Genomic DNA, 16,310 nt, shown 5'->3' on the forward strand with positions numbered 1-16,310 from the left:
TGAATTTCAGATTGCCTGGCGTCGTCGTTTTCACCCGGTACTTTCCTGATCAGGGGGAACGAAGGCAGCTGGCGCCGCTTCAGTGCGGCAGGCCGGTGAGCAACAGTTCGGTCATCGCCTCGCAGGGAATCGGCCGGCAGTACAGATAGCCCTGCATGACGTTGCAACCCAGTGCGAGGAGGGCTTGCTCCTGGGCGCGGGTCTCCACCCCCTCGGCCACCAGTTCCAGGTCGAGGGCCTCGCCGAGCATGACGATGGCCTGGATGATGGCGGCGTCGCTGTGGTCGTGGAGCATGTCGCGGACGAAGCTCTGGTCGATCTTCAGTACATCCACCGGGAAGCGCTTGAGGTAGGCCAGGCTGGAATAGCCGGTGCCGAAATCGTCGATGGCGATGCGCACGCCCAGTTCGCGCAGGGCGGCCAGGGTCTGGCGCGAGCCCAGGCTGTCGCTGGCGAGCACGCCTTCGGTGATCTCCAGCTCCACTCGCTGCGGCTGCACGCCGGTCTGCGCGAGGATGTCGGCGACCTGGGAGACGAAGCGCTCGTCGCGGAACTGCACGGCGGAGATGTTCACGCTGACCCGCAGGTCGTGGCCGGCGTCGTTCCAGCGCCGCGTGTCCTGGCAGGCGCGCAGGAGGATCTGCTGGCCGATGGGCACGATCAGCCCGGTTTCCTCGGCCAGCGGAATGAACTCCGCGGGCGGGATCAGCCGGCCTTCGCCGTTGCGCCAGCGGATCAGCGCCTCGACGCCGACGATGTGCTGGTCAGCGGCGGCGACCTTGGCCTGGTAGAACACCTCGAACACGCCCAGCTCCAGGGCCAGGCGCATGTTGCGGTCGAGCAGGTGGCGGGCGCGCATGCGCTGCTCGATGTCCGAGGAGAAGAAGCAGTAGCCGTTTCGCCCGGAGGTTTTCGCCTGGTACATGGCGCTGTCGGCATGCCGGTAGAGCGACTCCGGGTCCTGGCTGTCGTCGGGGTAGAGGCTGATGCCGATGCTGGCCGAGAGGTGATAGCTGTTGTTGCGCACGACGTAGGGTTCGCCGATCAGCGCCTGCAGGCGCTCGGCGTAGTCGCCGACGGCCTCGAAGCCCTGCACCTCCGGCAGGAGGATGACGAACTCGTCGCCGCCGGGCCGGCACACGGTGTCCATCGTCCGCGAGTGCTCGGTCAGCCGGCGCGCGGTTTCCTGCAGGATGGCGTCGCCGATGGCGTGACCTTCGCCGTCGTTGACCGCCTTGAAGTTGTCCAGGTCGAGCAGCAGCAGGCCGACGCGCTGGCCGCTGCGTCGCGCGGACTCGATGGCCTGGGCCAGGCGGTCGGTGAGCAGCAGGCGGTTCGGCAGGTTGGTCAGCGGGTCCTGGTTGGCGAGGATCTTCGCCATCCGCCGCAGCCGCGTGTGGGTGCGGATGCGCGCGCGGGCGACCGGCAGGTTCAGCGGCTTGGAGATGAAGTCCACGCCGCCCAGCTGCAGGGCACGCAGTTCGTGGGAAACCTGGTTGTAGGCGGTGACGAAGATGACCGCGGCATCGCACAGCTTGGGGTCGGCCATCAGTGCCTGGCAGACCTCGAAGCCGTCCATGTCGGGCATCTCGATGTCCAGCAGGATGACGTCCGGGCGCAGCCGCCGGGCCATCTCCAGGGCCTGCCAGCCATTGCTGGCGAAATGGATGACACCCAGCCCCTTGGCGGCCTCGCCGAGCAGTTGGATGTCGCTGACCTGGTCATCGACGATCAGGATGATCGTGTCGAAAGGCTGAGTGTCTTCGGGCATTCCCTCGCTCCGCGCGCACATCTGAACGAAGTGTCTGTCGGATCAGGCTAGACCAGCGTATCAATCCTGCATCAGGGCGCCGTCGCCTGCGGTCTCTGGCCGCCAGGCAGCGGGCGATGACGTGGAGAGAATTACCGATGGCCAGCGATGACGCCAGATTGCCATTATGGTTAGATTGCGAGCAATTGTCCGAATATTCCTAGGACAGCTCCCCTTGTGCCTTAGCGAGCGGTGTGCAGATGCAGTCGGTAGGTGCTGAAAGGGCGTCGGAGAGCGCCGGAGAGCCACGCTATGCAGGCCTGTTGCGCCTGGCGTTGCGCCATTTCGCGGTAAGCGCGGCGGCGGTGACCCGTACGGGCGCGGCATCGGCGCAGTTGTGCGGCAGCGTTGGCCTGGCCGCTGCAGAGGTCGATTGCCTGTGCAGCCTGGACGGCGACCTGGCCTGTGCCTCGGGCCTTGCGCAAGTGCGCGACCTGCGCAGCGACCGGCGCTGGCGTGGGCTGGCGAGGCGCCTGCGCCTGCATCTGGTGCAGCCCTTGCTCGACCCGCAGGGGGAAGCGCTGGGCGTACTGCACCTGTTCGACGAGCAATTGCGCGAATTCGATGCGCCGCAACAGGAAGCCCTGGGCGAATTCGCCGCGCTGGCCATGGCCATCCTCAGCCAGGATCGCGTCGAGGCGCGCCTGCGCGAAAGCGAACGGCGCATGGCGCTGGCCCTGGATGGCAGCGGCACCGGTCTCTGGGATCGCGACGTGCCCAGCGGCAAGATCCATTACTCCACCGGCTGGAAGGCGCTGCTGGGCTACGACGAGACGGAGGTCGGCGACAGCGTCGACGAAAGCTACACGCGTATCCACCCGGACGACCTCGGCTACGTGCGGGCCACCATCCTGGCGCATTTCGAGCAGCGCACGCCGCTCTACGAGGTGGAACACCGAATCCGCCGCAAGGACGGCAGCTATATGTGGGTGTCCAGCCGCGGCAAGGTGGTCGAGCGCGATCCATCAGGCCGTGCGCTGCGCATGATCGGCACCACCACCGACATCACCGCCCTGCGCGAGATGTCCGAGCGGCTGCGCCAGGGGATCGAGCTGCTGACCAACCTGACCAACGAAATCCCCGGGATGGTCTTCCAGTTCCAGCGCAAGCCCGACGGCACGGCACGCTTCCCCTATGTCAGCGCGGGCAGCCAGGAGATCTTCGGCCTGAGCCCGGAGCAGATGGCCGAGGTGCCCGCCGAACGCATCCGCGCGCTCATCCACCCCGAGGACCTGCCTCGCTACCAGGCCTCGCTCGAGGCCTCGGCCAAGGATCTGGTGCCCTGGTCGCTGGAGTACCGCGTGCAACTGCCGGGGCAGGGCGTGCAGTGGCGCCAGGGCAGCGCGCACCCCAGCCGCCAGCCCGATGGCGGGGTGATCTGGCACGGTTTCATCACCGACGCCACCGAGCGCAAGCGCATCGAAGCCGAGCTGCAGGTGTTCGCCACCACCGACTTCCTCACGCAACTGCCCAACCGCCGCTGCTTCATGCTCCACCTGGAGTCGGAGCTGGCCCGGGTGCAGCGCGCCAGCGAGCGCAGCGCGGCGATCCTGATGTGCGACCTCGACCACTTCAAGGCGATCAACGACCGCTGGGGCCATGCGGTGGGCGACCACGCGCTGCGCCACTTCGCGACCATCCTGGCCGGCATCATCCGGCGCAACGACAGCGCCGGGCGCATGGGCGGCGAGGAGTTCGCCGTGGTCCTGAGCGATGCCGACCGCGAAAGCGCCATCACCTTCGCCCAGCGCCTGCAGCAGCAACTGGACGAGTCGCCGCTGGTCCTGGATGGCGAGCGCATCCCGCTGACCATCAGCATCGGCGTAGCCGCCATGAGCGCCGACGACACCTCGGTGGAAGCCGTGCTTTCCCGCAGCGACATGGCGCTGTACCGGGCCAAGCAGAACGGGCGCAATCGCATCGAGGCGCTCTGAGCCTCCCGGCGCGGTGGCGGCTGCGGCGATCGGCTAACGTCAGGGAACACAGGTGACGGGGCGAGGCGGGCCGTGAGCGCAAGTATCCAGGTCGAGGTGCGGCTTGCCGCGCCCGAAGAAGAGCCGCTGCTGGCCGCCATGCTGCCGGTCTACCTGCGCGAGCTGGGCGTGGGCATGCTGGCCTATCCGTACCTGGCGCTGTATTGGGTCGAGGCCGGCCGCTTTCCCTACCTGATCCGCGCCGACGGCGCGCTGGCCGGCTTTGCCCTGGTGCGCTGGCTGGACGAGGAGGGCCGTTTCGAAATGGCCGAGTTCTATGTCGCCGCCGCCTTTCGTCGGCAGGGTGTCGGCCGGGCAGCGGTGCTTGCGCTGTTCGCTGCGCATCCTGGCGACTGGGCGTTGAGCGTGTTGCCGGCGAACCGCCGGGCGCTGGCGTTCTGGACCGAGCTGCTGCCGGTGGATGCACGGCCGGCGCTGGTCAACGAGCCACCGCACTGGCCGCATCTGCGCCTGCGTTTCCGCGTGCCACCGGCGGGGGCCTGAACGGGACTTGCCAGCAGCGCTGCCGGCGGGCAGATTGGCGGCCCGTTTTTCTCTTCCCTGGAGCCCTCCATGCCCCGATACACCGCCACCGTGACCGTCAGCGCCGAGCATTGGGGGCGTGAAACCGAGGCCGTCGACAATCCCTCCATCGATGTCGGCCTGCGCACCCTGTCGCCGGGCGTCTTCGAGCTGAGCTTCAACGGCCAGCTGGCGGCGCCGGAAGAAGCCACCCACGTCTGCGTGACCCTGGACAACGGCCTGGCCTACTACGGTCCGATCGTCGACGGCCAGGCCGACCCCAAGGGCGGCTGGCTGAGCTTCGAGTCCGACATGGTCGAGCCGGAGCTGCTGGGCTGAGGCTGCGCCGAGTGCCGGAGCGAGCGGACGAAAAAACTCGCTTCGGCAGCGAATAATCCGCCTCGCTGCGGTGTTCATTGCTAGCTATCCCGCCAATGCCCGGAGATACCGTGATGAGCCCGCGTCCTTTCCTGCGTTTTCCTTCGTTGCTGTTGCTGGCCTGCCTCGGCGCCGCCCTCCACGCTGGGCCGGTTTCGGCCAGTGGCGGCGGCAGTGACGACGACAACAAGAACAAGCTTGCCCCCGATTGCCCGGCCGGCCAGGTGCGCGACTCCGCCGAGCAGCGCTGCCTGGACCAGACCAGCAGCCGCCTGCCGGACGCCGACCGCGCCGAATACGCCTATCGCCTGGCCAAGGCCGGCCGTTACCAGGAGGCCCTGGCGCTGCTCGACACCCTGCGCCAACCGAACACCCCCGAGGCGCTCAACTACCGCGGCTACGCCACGCGCAAGCTGGGCCGCGTCGACGAAGGCATCGGCTACTATCAGCAATCGGTACGCCTGGATCCGCATTACGCCAAGGTGCGCGAGTACCTCGGCGAAGCCTACGTGACCAAGGGTCGCCTGGACCTGGCCCGCGAGCAGCTGCAGAGCATCCGCGGCATCTGCGGCACCGGTTGCGAGGAGTATCGTGATCTGGCCGAGGCCATCGATCAGTCACGGCAGCTATGAGAGAGCTCCCCCAGCCCCTGCGGCCTTCGCCATGGGAGCATCCGCGGGCCCCGGCTGCCGCGACCGAGCGTCATCCACCCGCGCCGCCGAGCAGGCGGCTGCGCAGCATCGCGGAGGCGACCATCGCACAGCCAGCGGATATCCGCACCGAGATTGGCCAGCACCTGGCGCGCCTGTGGCGCTACGCCATGGTCCTGTCGCGGCAGACGCACGTCGCTGACGACCTGGTGCAGGCCACCTGCGTGCGCGCCCTGGAGCGCGCCGCGCAATTCACCGCGGGGAGCCGGCTGGACCGCTGGCTGTTCACCATCCTGCGCTCGATCTGGCTGAACGAAGTGCGCGCACGGCGGGTGCGCAGCGGCTTCGGGGTGGTCGATGCCGAGGGCGAACTGGTCTTCGACGGCGAGCGCCAGGCCCAGGCCGAAGTGCTTGCCGGGCAGGTCCTGCGGCGCGTGGCGGAACTGCCCGAGGCGCAGCGCGAGACGCTGTTCCTCGCCTACATCGAGGGTCTCAGCTACCGCGAGGTGGCGCAGATTCTCGGGGTGCCCATCGGCACCGTGATGAGCCGCCTGGCGGCGGCGCGCTTGAAACTGGCGGATGCCGCGGCAGAAGACGCGGAGCTTGCCAGGGGAGGTCCGCGATGAGCGAACGTGACAATTACCCGCGGGTGTCCGACGAAACCCTGGTGGCCTTCATCGATGGCGAGCTGGACTTCGCCCAGGCCCGCGAGATCGAGCTGAAACTCGCTGAAGACGCCGAACTGGCCCAGCGCTTCGACCTCCTGTGCCAGGGCGACCGGGGGCTGGCCGAAGCCTTCGACCAATTGCTGCAGCAGGCTCCCATGGAGCGCCTGGGCGCCGGACTGGCTGCCCTGCCACCGGCGGAGCCGGCGCCGCGCGGTATCGGTCGCCGCGGCCTGGCGCTGGCGGCCGCCGCCTGCCTGGTGCTGGGCATGGCCCTCGACCACCTGCTGCTCGGCGGCCTCGCGGCGCAGCACGACGAATCGTCCAGCTGGCGCCAGCGCGTGGCCGACTACATGTCGCTGTACACCGTACAGACCCTCGACCATTTGCCGGGCGACCTGGATACCCGCCAGGCGCAGCTCAACGCGGTAGGCGCGCGCCTGGACCTGGCCCTGCCGGCGCCGGCGTTGGACCTGGACGGCGCCAGCCTGCGCCGCGCGCAGATCCTCGAGTACGACGGCGTGCCCATCGCCCAGCTGACCTACCTGGACGAGCGCTACGGCCCCATGGCGCTGTGCATCACCCGCGGCGACGGGCAGCCGGCGGCCCTGGAGCAGGAGCGTCGCGAAGGCATGAACCTGGTCTACTGGAAGGATGCCCGGCACGCTTACCTGCTGATCGGCCATAGCCCGGCCCAGGCCCTGCAATCCATGGCGGCCGGCCTGCGCGAACGCCTGGGGACGGGCGGTGGGGCATGAAACGGCTGCTGGTGGCCCCCCCCCCCTCCTGCTGCTCTGCGCAGCAGGAGGGCAGGTGAGTGCGCAGGAGCGCTGGCGCCTGTCCCGTGAAGAGGACGGCATCCGCGTCTACCTGAGTCCGGTGCCCGGCTCGCAGTACCAGAGCTATCGCGGGGTGGTCGATATCCGCGCCAACGTGCAGACCCTGGTCGACCTGCAGGAAAACCTGCGGGTCGCCTGCAAATGGCTGTATGCCTGCGCCGAGCTGCGCCTGCTCAAGGCCAGCGGCGATGACGTCTGGCTCTACATGCGCACCGAGCTGCCGTGGCCGACGCAGCCGCGCGACATGGTGCTGCGGGTGACGACTCAGCACAGCGACGACGGCGGCCTGTTGCGCCGTATCCAGGCAGTGCCGGACTACCTGCCGCCGGTGCCGGGGCAGATCCGCGTGCCCATGCTGGCCGGTATCTGGCAACTGGCGCCGCTGCCCGACGGGCGCACCCGGGTGACCTACCAGATGCGCGCCGAACCCGGCGGCAGCGTGCCGTCCTGGCTGGCCAACAGCTTCGTGGTGGATGCGCCGCTGGACACCCTGCGCACCTTGCGCGCGGTGGCAGAGCGCCAGGCGCCGCGCACGCCCTAGTGGGCTGCGACCGCGTCTGCGCTGTAGCTGGCGACGCGGTTGCGACCTTCGGACTTGGCCCGATAGAGCGCCCCATCCGCCGCTTCCAGCAGTTCTTCCAGACTCCCTGCGGAGCATTCGGAGGTGCTGGCTACGCCCACGCTCAGCGTCAGGATGCCCAGCGGCCCGCGTTCGTGGGGCAGGCTGCGGGCCTGTACGGCGGCGCGGATCTGCTCGCCGAGCGCCAGGGCCTTGGCCAGGTCGCTGTCGCCCAGCAGGACCACGAACTCCTCGCCACCGTAGCGGGCGGCGAAGTCGCTGGGGCGTCGCGCCAGGCCACCTATGGTCTGTGCCACTAGCCGCAGGGCCACGTCGCCCTGTGGGTGGCCGTAGTGGTCGTTGTAGGCCTTGAACATGTCGATATCGAGCATCAGCAGGGCCAGCGGCTCGCCGCTGCGCTGCGTGCGTGACCACTCTTCGGCGGCCCGGCGGTCGAAGGCGCGGCGGTTGTTCAGGCCGGTGAGCGCGTCGGTGTGGGCTTCCTCGCGCAATTCGCTGACCAGCGCCGTGCGCTTGCGCATCTGGCGTGCGGCGAGTAGCGCCAGGCCAATGATGGCGAGGTCCAGCCCGGCGGCCAAAAGGCCAATGGTCCAGGCGCGCAGCCGCCAGCGCAGGAAGATCTGCTGCTCCGGCAGGGCGACGCTGAACACCAGCGGGTAGTTGCCGACGCGGCGAAAGCTGTACCAGCTTCGCTGGCCATCGACGTGCGATGTCTCGATGAAGTCGCCGCGGCTGGACAGCAGGAAACGGCTGAACGCAGGCGTGTCGCGGTCGTCGGGAATGGGCGTGTCGAGCACCGGCCAGCGCACCAGGGGCGTGCCGTCGAGCATGCGCAAGGTGACCTCGCCGCCTTTGCCCAGGGACAACCCGCTGAACTGTTCGCGCAGGTAGTCCAGTTCCAGGGTGGCCACCACCACCCCGGCGAAACTGCCGTCGGATGTGCTAAGGCGGCGGCTGACGGCGATGCTGCGCTGGGCCCCCTCGACCAGCGGCAGGAACGGCTGGCTGATGTGCAACGCATCGTCGCCGGCGATGCGCTGGCTGGCGAAGAGCTCGTTCAGCGCAAGGCTGGCCGGCTGCGGCATGCGTTTGCCGAACTGGAAGATGACCTTGCCGTTTTCGTCGGTGAGAAAGATCGAGCCCATGCCCTTGGTGGTCGCCACGTAGTCCTGCAGTAGCGCGTTGCGCACCGTCGCCGGCAGCGCCAGTACGCTCGGTTCGCGATAGGCGTGGAGCACCGTGTTCAAAGCCAGGTCGTAGGCATCGAGGTTGTGCTTGAGGTCGCGCTCGACCAGCAAGGCGATGTTGTGGCCGCTGTCACGCGCGATTGCCAGGGCGTCCTGGCGCATCTGCAGGATGACTGCGGCGGTCAGTGCCGAGATCGCCACGGCCAGGGCCAGGCTGATGTAGAGAATGACATGGGGGCGGCGGAACAGCATGGCGGACGGGCCCATTGCGATTGGGTTCGCCGGACGGGTGCCCGGGCGAATGGCCTGACAACTAAATCAGAGCCTTCATCGCATATAGCAGGTAGCCAGATTGTTGCACGCCGGGGCCGATCGAAGACTGATCCGCCTCAACCTTCGTCGAAGCCCAGTTCGCCCTGGCGCTGCGCGGGACGCGGGCGCTCACGGCTTGGCCTCTTGGGCGCCTGGGAGGTCGTCGACCGCGAGACCGGTTCGGCCTCCGGCGGCGGCAAGGCCAGGCGGCAGCTCTCGACCTTCCACCAGCGCGGCAGCAACTGGCGCACCGCGCCCTGGCCGAAGCGGTCGTCGATCAACCAGACCACGCCCTGGTCCTGCTGGGTGCGGATCACCCGGCCTGCTGCTTGCACGACCTTCTGCAGGCCGGGGTAGAGATAGGTGTAGTCGTAGCCGTCGCCGAACTGGCTGTGCATGCGCTGGCGGATTTCCTCGTTCACCGGGTTGACCTGGGGCAGTCCGAGGGTGGCGACGAAGGCGCCGATCAGGCGCTCGCCCGGCAGGTCGATGCCTTCGCCGAAGGCGCCGCCGAGCACGGCGAAACCGATGCCGCGACCGCCTTCGCGGAATTGTTCGAGGAAGCCTTCGCGCGCCGTCTCGTCCATGTTGCGCGCCTGAACCCAGACCGGCACGTCCGGCTCGTCGCGGACGAAGCGCTCACGCACCTGTTCGAGGTAGGCGTAGCTGCTGAAGAAGGCCAGGTAGTTACCCGGCCGCTCGTGGTACTGCCGCGCCATCAGCTCGCAGATCGGTCGCACCGACTGCGCGCGGTGCTGGTAGCGGGTGGAGAGATTGCGCACCGCCTGCACGCTGAGCTGTTCGGCGCGGAACGGCGACTCGACGTCGAGCCAGGCGCTGTCCTGCGGCAGGCCGAGCAGGTCGCGGTAGTAGTGCGCCGGTGTCAGGGTGGCGGAGAACAGCGTGCAGCTGTGCGCCTCCTCGAAGCGCGGGGCGAGGAAGGGCGCGGGGATCACGTTGCGCAGGCAGAGGGTCGAGTAGACCCGGCCGCTTTCGCTCTCGCGGCGCGTGATGTCGAAGATCGAATGCTCGCCAAAGGCTTCGGCCAGGCGGCAGAAGGCCATGGAATCGAGGTAGAAGCTCAGCAGTTCGAGGCTGTTGCCGTCGGGTTGCTCGCTGAGGTGGTCGGTGATCGCCGTCACGGCCTTTTGCAGCGCGAGGATGAACAGCTCGGGCGCCAGCGGGTAGACCTGGTATTCCACTTCCTGGTCGCGGTGCAGCTGGTTCCAGTGGCGGCCGACGCGCTCCAGCGCGCCCTTCAGCTTGGCCGGGGCGACGCGGCGCAGGTCCTGGAAGTCGGCCTGGTCAAGCTCGGCCGTGTACATCTTGCGGCCGCGCTCGACCAGGTTGTGCGCCTCGTCCACCAGCAGCGCCACTTTCCACTCGTTGAGCGCGGTGAGCGCGTAGAGCAGGGCGCTCATGTCGAAGTAGTAGTTGTAGTCGCAGACCACCAGGTCGGCCCAGCGGCTCAGTTCCTGGCTCAGGTAGTAAGGGCAGATGGCGTGTTCGCGGGCCACTTCGCGGACCCGCGCCTGGTCCAGCCAGGCACTGTCCAGGGCGGCCTGGCGCGCGGCCGGCAGGCGGTCGTAGAAGCCCTTGGCGAGCGGGCAGGAGTCGCCGTGGCAGGCTTTGTCCGGGTGTTCGCAGGCCTTGTCGCGGGCCACGTGTTCGAGCACTCGCAGCGGCAGGTGCGGGTCGTCTTGGCGCAGGCTGGCCAGGGCTTCGAGCGCCAGGCGCCGGCCCGGGGTCTTGGCGCTGAGGAAGAACAGCCGGTCCAGGCCCTGGCCGGGCATGGCCTTGAGCTGCGGGAAGAGGGTGCCGAGGGTCTTGCCGATGCCGGTGGTGGCCTGCGCCATCAGGTGACGGCCATCGCGGGCGGCGCGGTACACGGCTTCGGCGAGCTGGCGCTGGCCGTGGCGGAACTGCGGCCAGGGGAATTGCAGTGTTTCCAGGGCCCGGTCGCGCGCCTCGCGGTGGGCCATCTCGCGTTCGGCCCAGACGATGAAGCGCTGGCACTGCAGCTCGAAGAAGGCGTGCAACTCGTCAGCCGTGAAGCTTTCCTGGAACACCGTCTCCTTCTGCGTCATGACGTTGAAGTAGACCACCGCCAGGTCGATTTCCTCGAGGTCCTGCAAGGCGCAAAGCAGCCAGCCGTAGACCTTCACCTGGGCCCAGTGCAGCTGGCGGTGGTTGTCGGGGATGCGCGCGATGTCGCCGCGATGGGTCTTGATCTCTTCCAGGCAGTTGCGCGCCGGGTCGTAGCCGTCGGCGCGGCCGCGCACCACCAGGTTGCGGTAGGCGCCGGCCAGCGGTAGTTCGGCGCAGTAGCCGGGGCCGCGGCGGCCGACCACGGTGGCGTGCCCGGCCATGCCTTCCTGGGCGGTGGGCGAGGGGGTGAAGCGCAGGTCGAGGTCGCCGACCTTGGCCGTGAACTCGCAGAGCGCGCGCACCGCGACCTGATAGTTCATACCGCGTCGTCCGCGCCAGCCCAGGTCACGTAGCAGACCTCCACCGGCATGCCGTGCTCGGCGCAGAAGGTCAGCCAGCGTTTCTGGTTGTCCTGCAGGCGGTCGCCGGGGCCTTTCACCTCGATCATCCGGTAGCGCCCTTCGGCGGGGTAGAACTGGATCAGGTCGGGCATCCCGGCGCGGTTGGCCTGCAGGTCCTGCAGCAGGCGCTCGAACCAGGCCTTCAGGTGCGCCGCCGGCAGGCAGGCCAGGGCCTGTTCCAGCAGGTTTTCGTCGAGCAGCTCCCAATAGACGAAGGGCGACTGCAGGCCCTGCTTGGCGCGGTGGATGCGGCGCATCTCGTCGGCGTAGGCATCGCTGTCGAGCAGCGCCAGGCGCGCCGCTAACAGTTCCGCGCGGCGAGAGCGGAAGCGGCTGTCGAAGAGGTCCGCCGGCCCGCTGTGGAAGGGGTGGAAGAAGGCGCCGTGCAGGGGCGCGAAGACCACGTCCCAGCAGAGCAGGCCGAACAGGCTGCAGATCAGCGTGTTCTCCACGTAGTGCACCGGGGCATTGGGACGCTGCAGGTGCAGTTGCACACATTGCTCGACGCTCAGGCCGGGCACTGGCTCCAGTTCCAGGTCGATGCGCGCGGGCGGCGCGGCCTTGGTTTTCGCCGGCTGGGCCAGGCCGAGCTGGCGGCGCAGGCGGACCAGGGCGCGCTCGATCAGCTGGGCTTCGGCGGCGTCCTGCGGCTCGGCTTCGGCCTGCACGGCCAGTTCATAGGCATCGGCATGCCGCTCCAGGCGTTCCAGCACGCGCACCTGGCGTTGCCGCGCGGCGGCGTGGCCGCTGGCGGCGTAGACGGGCAGCGCACCCTCCCAGTCGGCTTCGCGTTCCAGCTGCTGGCCGATGTGGTACAGCAGGCGCCCGCGACGGCGCTGCAGGTTGGCGGTGGAGCAGTCGAGCGCGGCAATCAGCGGAAGCAGCTCTTGCGCCTCGGCGCCCAGCTCGAAGGCTTCGCGGCAGCGTTGCAGGAACAGGTGCCCGTCGATCTCCTCGCGGCTGGCGAACCCACGGGATTCGCGGGTCAGCGGGACCGTCTCGTAGCGCATGATGCCGAGGTCGGCGAGGACGAACTCGCTCCAGTCCTGATGCAGGTTGCCGAAGAACATCAGGCGCAGGCGCTCGATGCGTTCGCCGATGGCCAGGCTGTAGACCGGGTCATCCAGCTGTGGGCACCAGTCGGCGAAGGGGCGTGGCTCGGCCTCCTGCTCGGCGAGCTCGGCAAGCAGCTCCGGCTTGCGCAACTGGCGGCTGGACAGGCGTGCACCGAAGCAGTCGAGGATCTCGTCCTTGCGCAACAGGCCGAACAACTCCTCCAGGCCTAGTGCGGCGCGACCGTCCAGCCAGCCGGCCTCCAGCAGCGGCGCGGCGGCAGCGCGCGGGCAGCCGATCTCGGCATAGTCCAGCTTGCTGGCACGGAAGTGCGGGCCCTTGCGCATGACCAGCCGTACCAGTAAGGCCCGGCTTTCCAGGGGCATTTGCTGGAATTCGGCGAGGAATCGGCGTTCATCGGCGTCGAACAGGTCGTCGTAACGCTCCTCCAGCCAGGCAATGGCCCGGTGGAAGTTGGCGAGGTAATAGAAACGCGGGTCGGAAAGGGCGGACATGTCTGAAGGCAAAGGCTGTATTTTTATACAGATATCAGCCAGAGCGCCGAATGGCAATCCGCGCGGGATGGATGGCCCGCGCGGCCGGCTCAGCGTGGCTGGCCCCCGGCCCCCCCGCGCAGCGCCGGGCTCTGCTGGCGCCAGCTTTCCAGCCAGATCGGCAGCTCCTGCGCCGGCATCGGCCGGCCGATGCCGTAGCCTTGGCCGAAACGGCAGCCCATGCGTCGCAGCTGGCGGGCGTGCTCGAGGGTTTCCACGCCCTCGGCGACCACCTCGCGGTCGAAGGTTTCGGCCAGGCGGATCACGCCTTCGACGATGCCCAGGTCGTCGCCGTCGTGGAGCATGTCGCGGACGAAGGTCTGGTCGATCTTCAGGGTGTCCACCGGCAACTGGCGCAGGTAGGTCAGCGAGGAGTAGCCGGTGCCGAAGTCGTCGAGGGCGAAATGCACGCCCAGCTTGCGGCACTGGCGCAGCACCTGGATGGCGCGGGCCATGTCGTCGATGGCGACGCTTTCGAGGATTTCCAGCTCCAGGCTTGCCGGCGGCAGCTCGGGGTAGCGTGCCAGGCTGCTACCCAGCCACTCGGGGAAGTGCTGGTCGAGCAGGTGGCAGGCGCTGACGTTGACGCTGATCGCCACCGGCCGCCCCTCGCGGCGCCAGGCATCGGCCTGGGCCAGGGCGGTACGGATCACCCATTCGCCCAGGCGCATGTCCAGCGGGCTGCCCTGCAGCGCCGGGAGGAACATGCCCGGCATCAGCAGGCCCTGGTCGGGATCGGCCCAGCGCACCAGCGCTTCGACGCCGACCAGCGCGCCGGTGTCGAGGTCGACCTTGGGCTGGTAGTGGAGGACGAATTCGTCGGCCTCCAGGCCACTGTGCGCGCGGTCGAGCAGCTTGCGCCGGGCGTGCGCCTTGCGGTCGCTGTCCGGGTCGAACAGGTGGTAGCGGTTCTTCCCGGCGGCCTTGGCCAGGCACATGGCCTGGTCGGCGTGGCGCAGCAGCAGGCCGGCATCGACGTCGTCGTCGGGGTAGATGCACACGCCGATGCTGGCCGAGAGGCGGAACTCACCGGCTTCGGTGGCGATGGGCGCGTTGATCGCGGCGAGCATGCGGTCGAGGGAGGACGAGCAGTCCTCCACCGACTCGATCTCGGTCAGCAGCACCACGAACTCGTCGTCGCCCAGGCGCGCCAGGGTGTCCTCGCTGCGCAGCACATGCTTGAGGTTGTCGCCGACCGTCACCAGCAGGCTGTCGCCCAGGGCCGTACCGCCTTGCTGGTTGATGGACTTGAAGTCGTCGATGTCCAGGTAGCACACCGCCAGCGAGTGCGACGAGCGCAGGCTGCGGGCGATGGCCTGGTCGAGGCGGTCGCCGAGCAGGCGGCGGTTGGGCAGGCCGGTGAGCGGGTCGAAGTGGGCCATGCGGTCGAGCTGGTCGGCCTGGCTCTTGATCTGCGTGAGGTCGCTGAACACGCCTATGTAGTGCAGCGGCTGGCCCTGGTCGTCGTGGGCGACGCTGATCGAGAGCATTTCCGGATAGGTCTCGCCGGACTTGCGGCGGTTCCACACTTCGCCGCTCCAATAGCCGTCGCGCGCGAGGCTCGCGTACAGCTCGCTGTAGAAGGCGGGGTCATGCAGGCCGGAGGAAAGCACGTTGGGCCGCTGGCCGACGACTTCCTCGGCGGTGTAGCCGGTGATCCGGGTGAAAGCCGGGTTGACCCGGCTGATGCGCATCTGCGGATCGACCACGATGATGCCCTGGTGGCTGCTGTCGAAGACCATTGCCGCCTGATGCAGCGCCAGTTCGGCGAGCTTGCGCTCGTTGATGTCCTGCAGCGCGCCATAGAGCTGGCGAACCTTGCCGTCGCTGCCGCGGCGGCCATAGCCACGCACCGATACCCAGCGCTGGGCGCCGGACTGGTCGCGCAGTTCCGCATCGACGGCGAAGTCTTCGCCCTGGGCCAGCGCCTTGTGCGTGGCCTGCTCGATCAGCGCCCAGTCCTTCTCTCCGAACCATTGGCGCAGCGCGGAGAAGGACGGCGGCGGCTGGTCGCTGGGAAGGCCGAAGATGCGGAAGGTCTGCTCCGACCAGACCTGCCGGTCGCTCGCCGCATCCCACTCCCAGTTGCCCACATTGGCCAGGCGCTGGGCCATGCGCATGGCGGTCTCGCTGCGCTGCAGGGCTTCCTCGGTGCGCTTGCGTGCAGTGATGTCGTGGGCGATGCCGAACACGCCACGGACCTGGCCGGCGGCATCGAAGATCGGCCCCTTGGTGATCAGGAATTCGAGCGCGCGGCCATCGCGCAGGGTCAGGCTTCGCTCCCAGCTGCGGGTGCACGCCTCGCGCATCAGGGTCAGGTCTTCTGCGCGCAGTTGGTCGGCTTGCTCGTCGCAGAAAAGCAGGCGGTCGTCGTTGCCGAGCAGAGCCTCCGGAGTGACCTGCAGCAGCTCGGCGAAGGCGCGGTTGGCCAACTGGTAGCGACCGGCCTGGTCCTTGACGAAGATGGCATCGGTGGTGCCGGTGACCACGGCGTCGAGCAGGTGGCGCTGGGCGTGCAGGTGCCGTTCGGTACGCAGGCGCAGGTGGCTGAGCAGGCTGATGGCCAGGCCGCCGAGGCAGAGGACGGCGAACTGCAGCAGGTCGTGGTCGTTGTCGATCCACAGGCTGTTCAACGGCGGCAGCGCGAGGTAGTCCAGTCCGAGTCCGGCCAGCGCGGTGGCCAGAAAGCCGGGGCCGAAGCCGCCGAGCCAGGCGCTGGCGACGATGGGCAGGAGCAGGATCACCGGCAGGGAGTGGTGATCGAGAAGGCCGGCCAGGCTGTGGTGCACCAGCAGCATGGCGAGGGTTACCAGGGTGGCGAACAGGTAGCTGCCGGCGCGTTGCAGCAGACTGCGTTGCGGCGCATCGCCGAAGGGGGCGCTATCGAGGGGGCTGGCCGTGGCCGGCGGCACGGTGTTCAGCGCATAGATGAGCAGGGCGGTGGTGAGGATGACGAAGAAGCCGCCCTTGGCCATGGACAGCCAGACCATCGCCTGGGTACTGGCCAGGTCGGCGAGCAGACGATCCGAACAGTAGATCCAGGCCAGGGAAGCCAGCGCATAGCCGCTGGCGGCGAGGCCGATGAATCGTCCGCGGGGAGACATTGCCATCCATCACTTCCTGTCTGTGCGTGATTGCCACGATATAGGGATGATCCGCGTCGTTCGCCGGAGTTCCACCCGTGGGTCCCTGGCTCCTTGCAGATTAGTTCAGGCGTCGGCGCAGCGTCCGTCAGCGC

General features: G+C 68.5%; 12 protein-coding genes. 7 read left to right on the plus strand and 5 right to left on the minus strand.

Going from position 1 to position 16,310, the window contains the following annotated elements; all coding sequences use genetic code 11:
• Positions 1-79: 79 nt before the first annotated feature.
• Positions 80-1,771: a two-component system response regulator gene (locus PKB_RS12280; protein WP_043252094.1), complete on the minus strand. Its 1,692-nt coding sequence runs from the start codon at positions 1,769-1,771 to the stop codon at positions 80-82.
• 239 nt (positions 1,772-2,010) lie between these two features.
• On the opposite strand from PKB_RS12280, the gene PKB_RS12285 reads away from it, so the two are divergent.
• From PKB_RS12285 to PKB_RS12315, 7 genes are all read left to right on the plus strand, one after another.
• Entirely contained in the window at positions 2,011-3,744 is a 1,734-nt protein-coding gene (locus PKB_RS12285; RefSeq protein WP_043252096.1) for a sensor domain-containing diguanylate cyclase, read from the plus strand.
• A gap of 72 nt (positions 3,745-3,816) precedes the next feature.
• Positions 3,817-4,287, plus strand: coding sequence for a GNAT family N-acetyltransferase (locus PKB_RS12290; RefSeq protein ID WP_197539255.1), 471 nt, complete (start codon positions 3,817-3,819; stop codon positions 4,285-4,287).
• Between the two features lie 69 nt (positions 4,288-4,356).
• Entirely contained in the window at positions 4,357-4,644 is a 288-nt protein-coding gene (locus PKB_RS12295; RefSeq protein ID WP_043252098.1) for a hypothetical protein, read from the plus strand.
• Positions 4,645-4,757: 113 nt separating this feature from the next.
• The gene (locus PKB_RS12300) at positions 4,758-5,315 is read left to right on the plus strand and encodes a tetratricopeptide repeat protein (protein WP_043252100.1); all 558 of its coding nucleotides are present in this window, start codon (positions 4,758-4,760) and stop codon (positions 5,313-5,315) included.
• A 152-nt stretch (positions 5,316-5,467) separates the two neighbouring features.
• Entirely contained in the window at positions 5,468-5,959 is a 492-nt protein-coding gene (locus PKB_RS12305) for an RNA polymerase sigma factor (protein ID WP_277914526.1), read from the plus strand.
• The gene (locus tag PKB_RS12310) at positions 5,956-6,756 is read left to right on the plus strand and encodes an anti-sigma factor (RefSeq protein WP_043252102.1); all 801 of its coding nucleotides are present in this window, start codon (positions 5,956-5,958) and stop codon (positions 6,754-6,756) included. The genes PKB_RS12305 and PKB_RS12310 overlap by 4 nt, the downstream gene beginning before the upstream one ends.
• A gap of 55 nt (positions 6,757-6,811) precedes the next feature.
• Positions 6,812-7,378, plus strand: a complete 567-nt coding sequence (locus PKB_RS12315; RefSeq protein WP_242411224.1) for an START domain-containing protein — start codon at positions 6,812-6,814, stop codon at positions 7,376-7,378.
• Here the strand turns inward: PKB_RS12315 and PKB_RS12320 are convergent.
• The 4 genes from PKB_RS12320 to PKB_RS28750 form a co-directional block, all read right to left on the minus strand.
• A complete protein-coding gene (locus tag PKB_RS12320) occupies positions 7,375-8,871 on the minus strand; it encodes a sensor domain-containing diguanylate cyclase (RefSeq protein WP_052355256.1) in 1,497 nt (498 codons plus the stop codon). The genes PKB_RS12315 and PKB_RS12320 overlap by 4 nt on opposite strands.
• A 122-nt stretch (positions 8,872-8,993) precedes the next feature.
• Positions 8,994-11,384, minus strand: coding sequence for an ATP-dependent DNA helicase (locus PKB_RS12325; protein ID WP_043252104.1), 2,391 nt, complete (start codon positions 11,382-11,384; stop codon positions 8,994-8,996).
• On the minus strand, positions 11,381-13,033 hold the full coding sequence (locus PKB_RS12330; RefSeq protein WP_043252106.1) for a VRR-NUC domain-containing protein: 1,653 nt from the start codon (positions 13,031-13,033) through the stop codon (positions 11,381-11,383). The genes PKB_RS12325 and PKB_RS12330 overlap by 4 nt, the downstream gene beginning before the upstream one ends.
• Before the next feature lie 89 nt (positions 13,034-13,122).
• On the minus strand, positions 13,123-16,182 hold the full coding sequence (locus tag PKB_RS28750; protein WP_052355257.1) for an EAL domain-containing protein: 3,060 nt from the start codon (positions 16,180-16,182) through the stop codon (positions 13,123-13,125).
• Positions 16,183-16,310: the final 128 nt, after the last annotated feature.

Origin of the sequence: Pseudomonas knackmussii B13, assembly GCF_000689415.1 — a bacterium.
Classification (GTDB): domain Bacteria; phylum Pseudomonadota; class Gammaproteobacteria; order Pseudomonadales; family Pseudomonadaceae; genus Pseudomonas; species Pseudomonas knackmussii.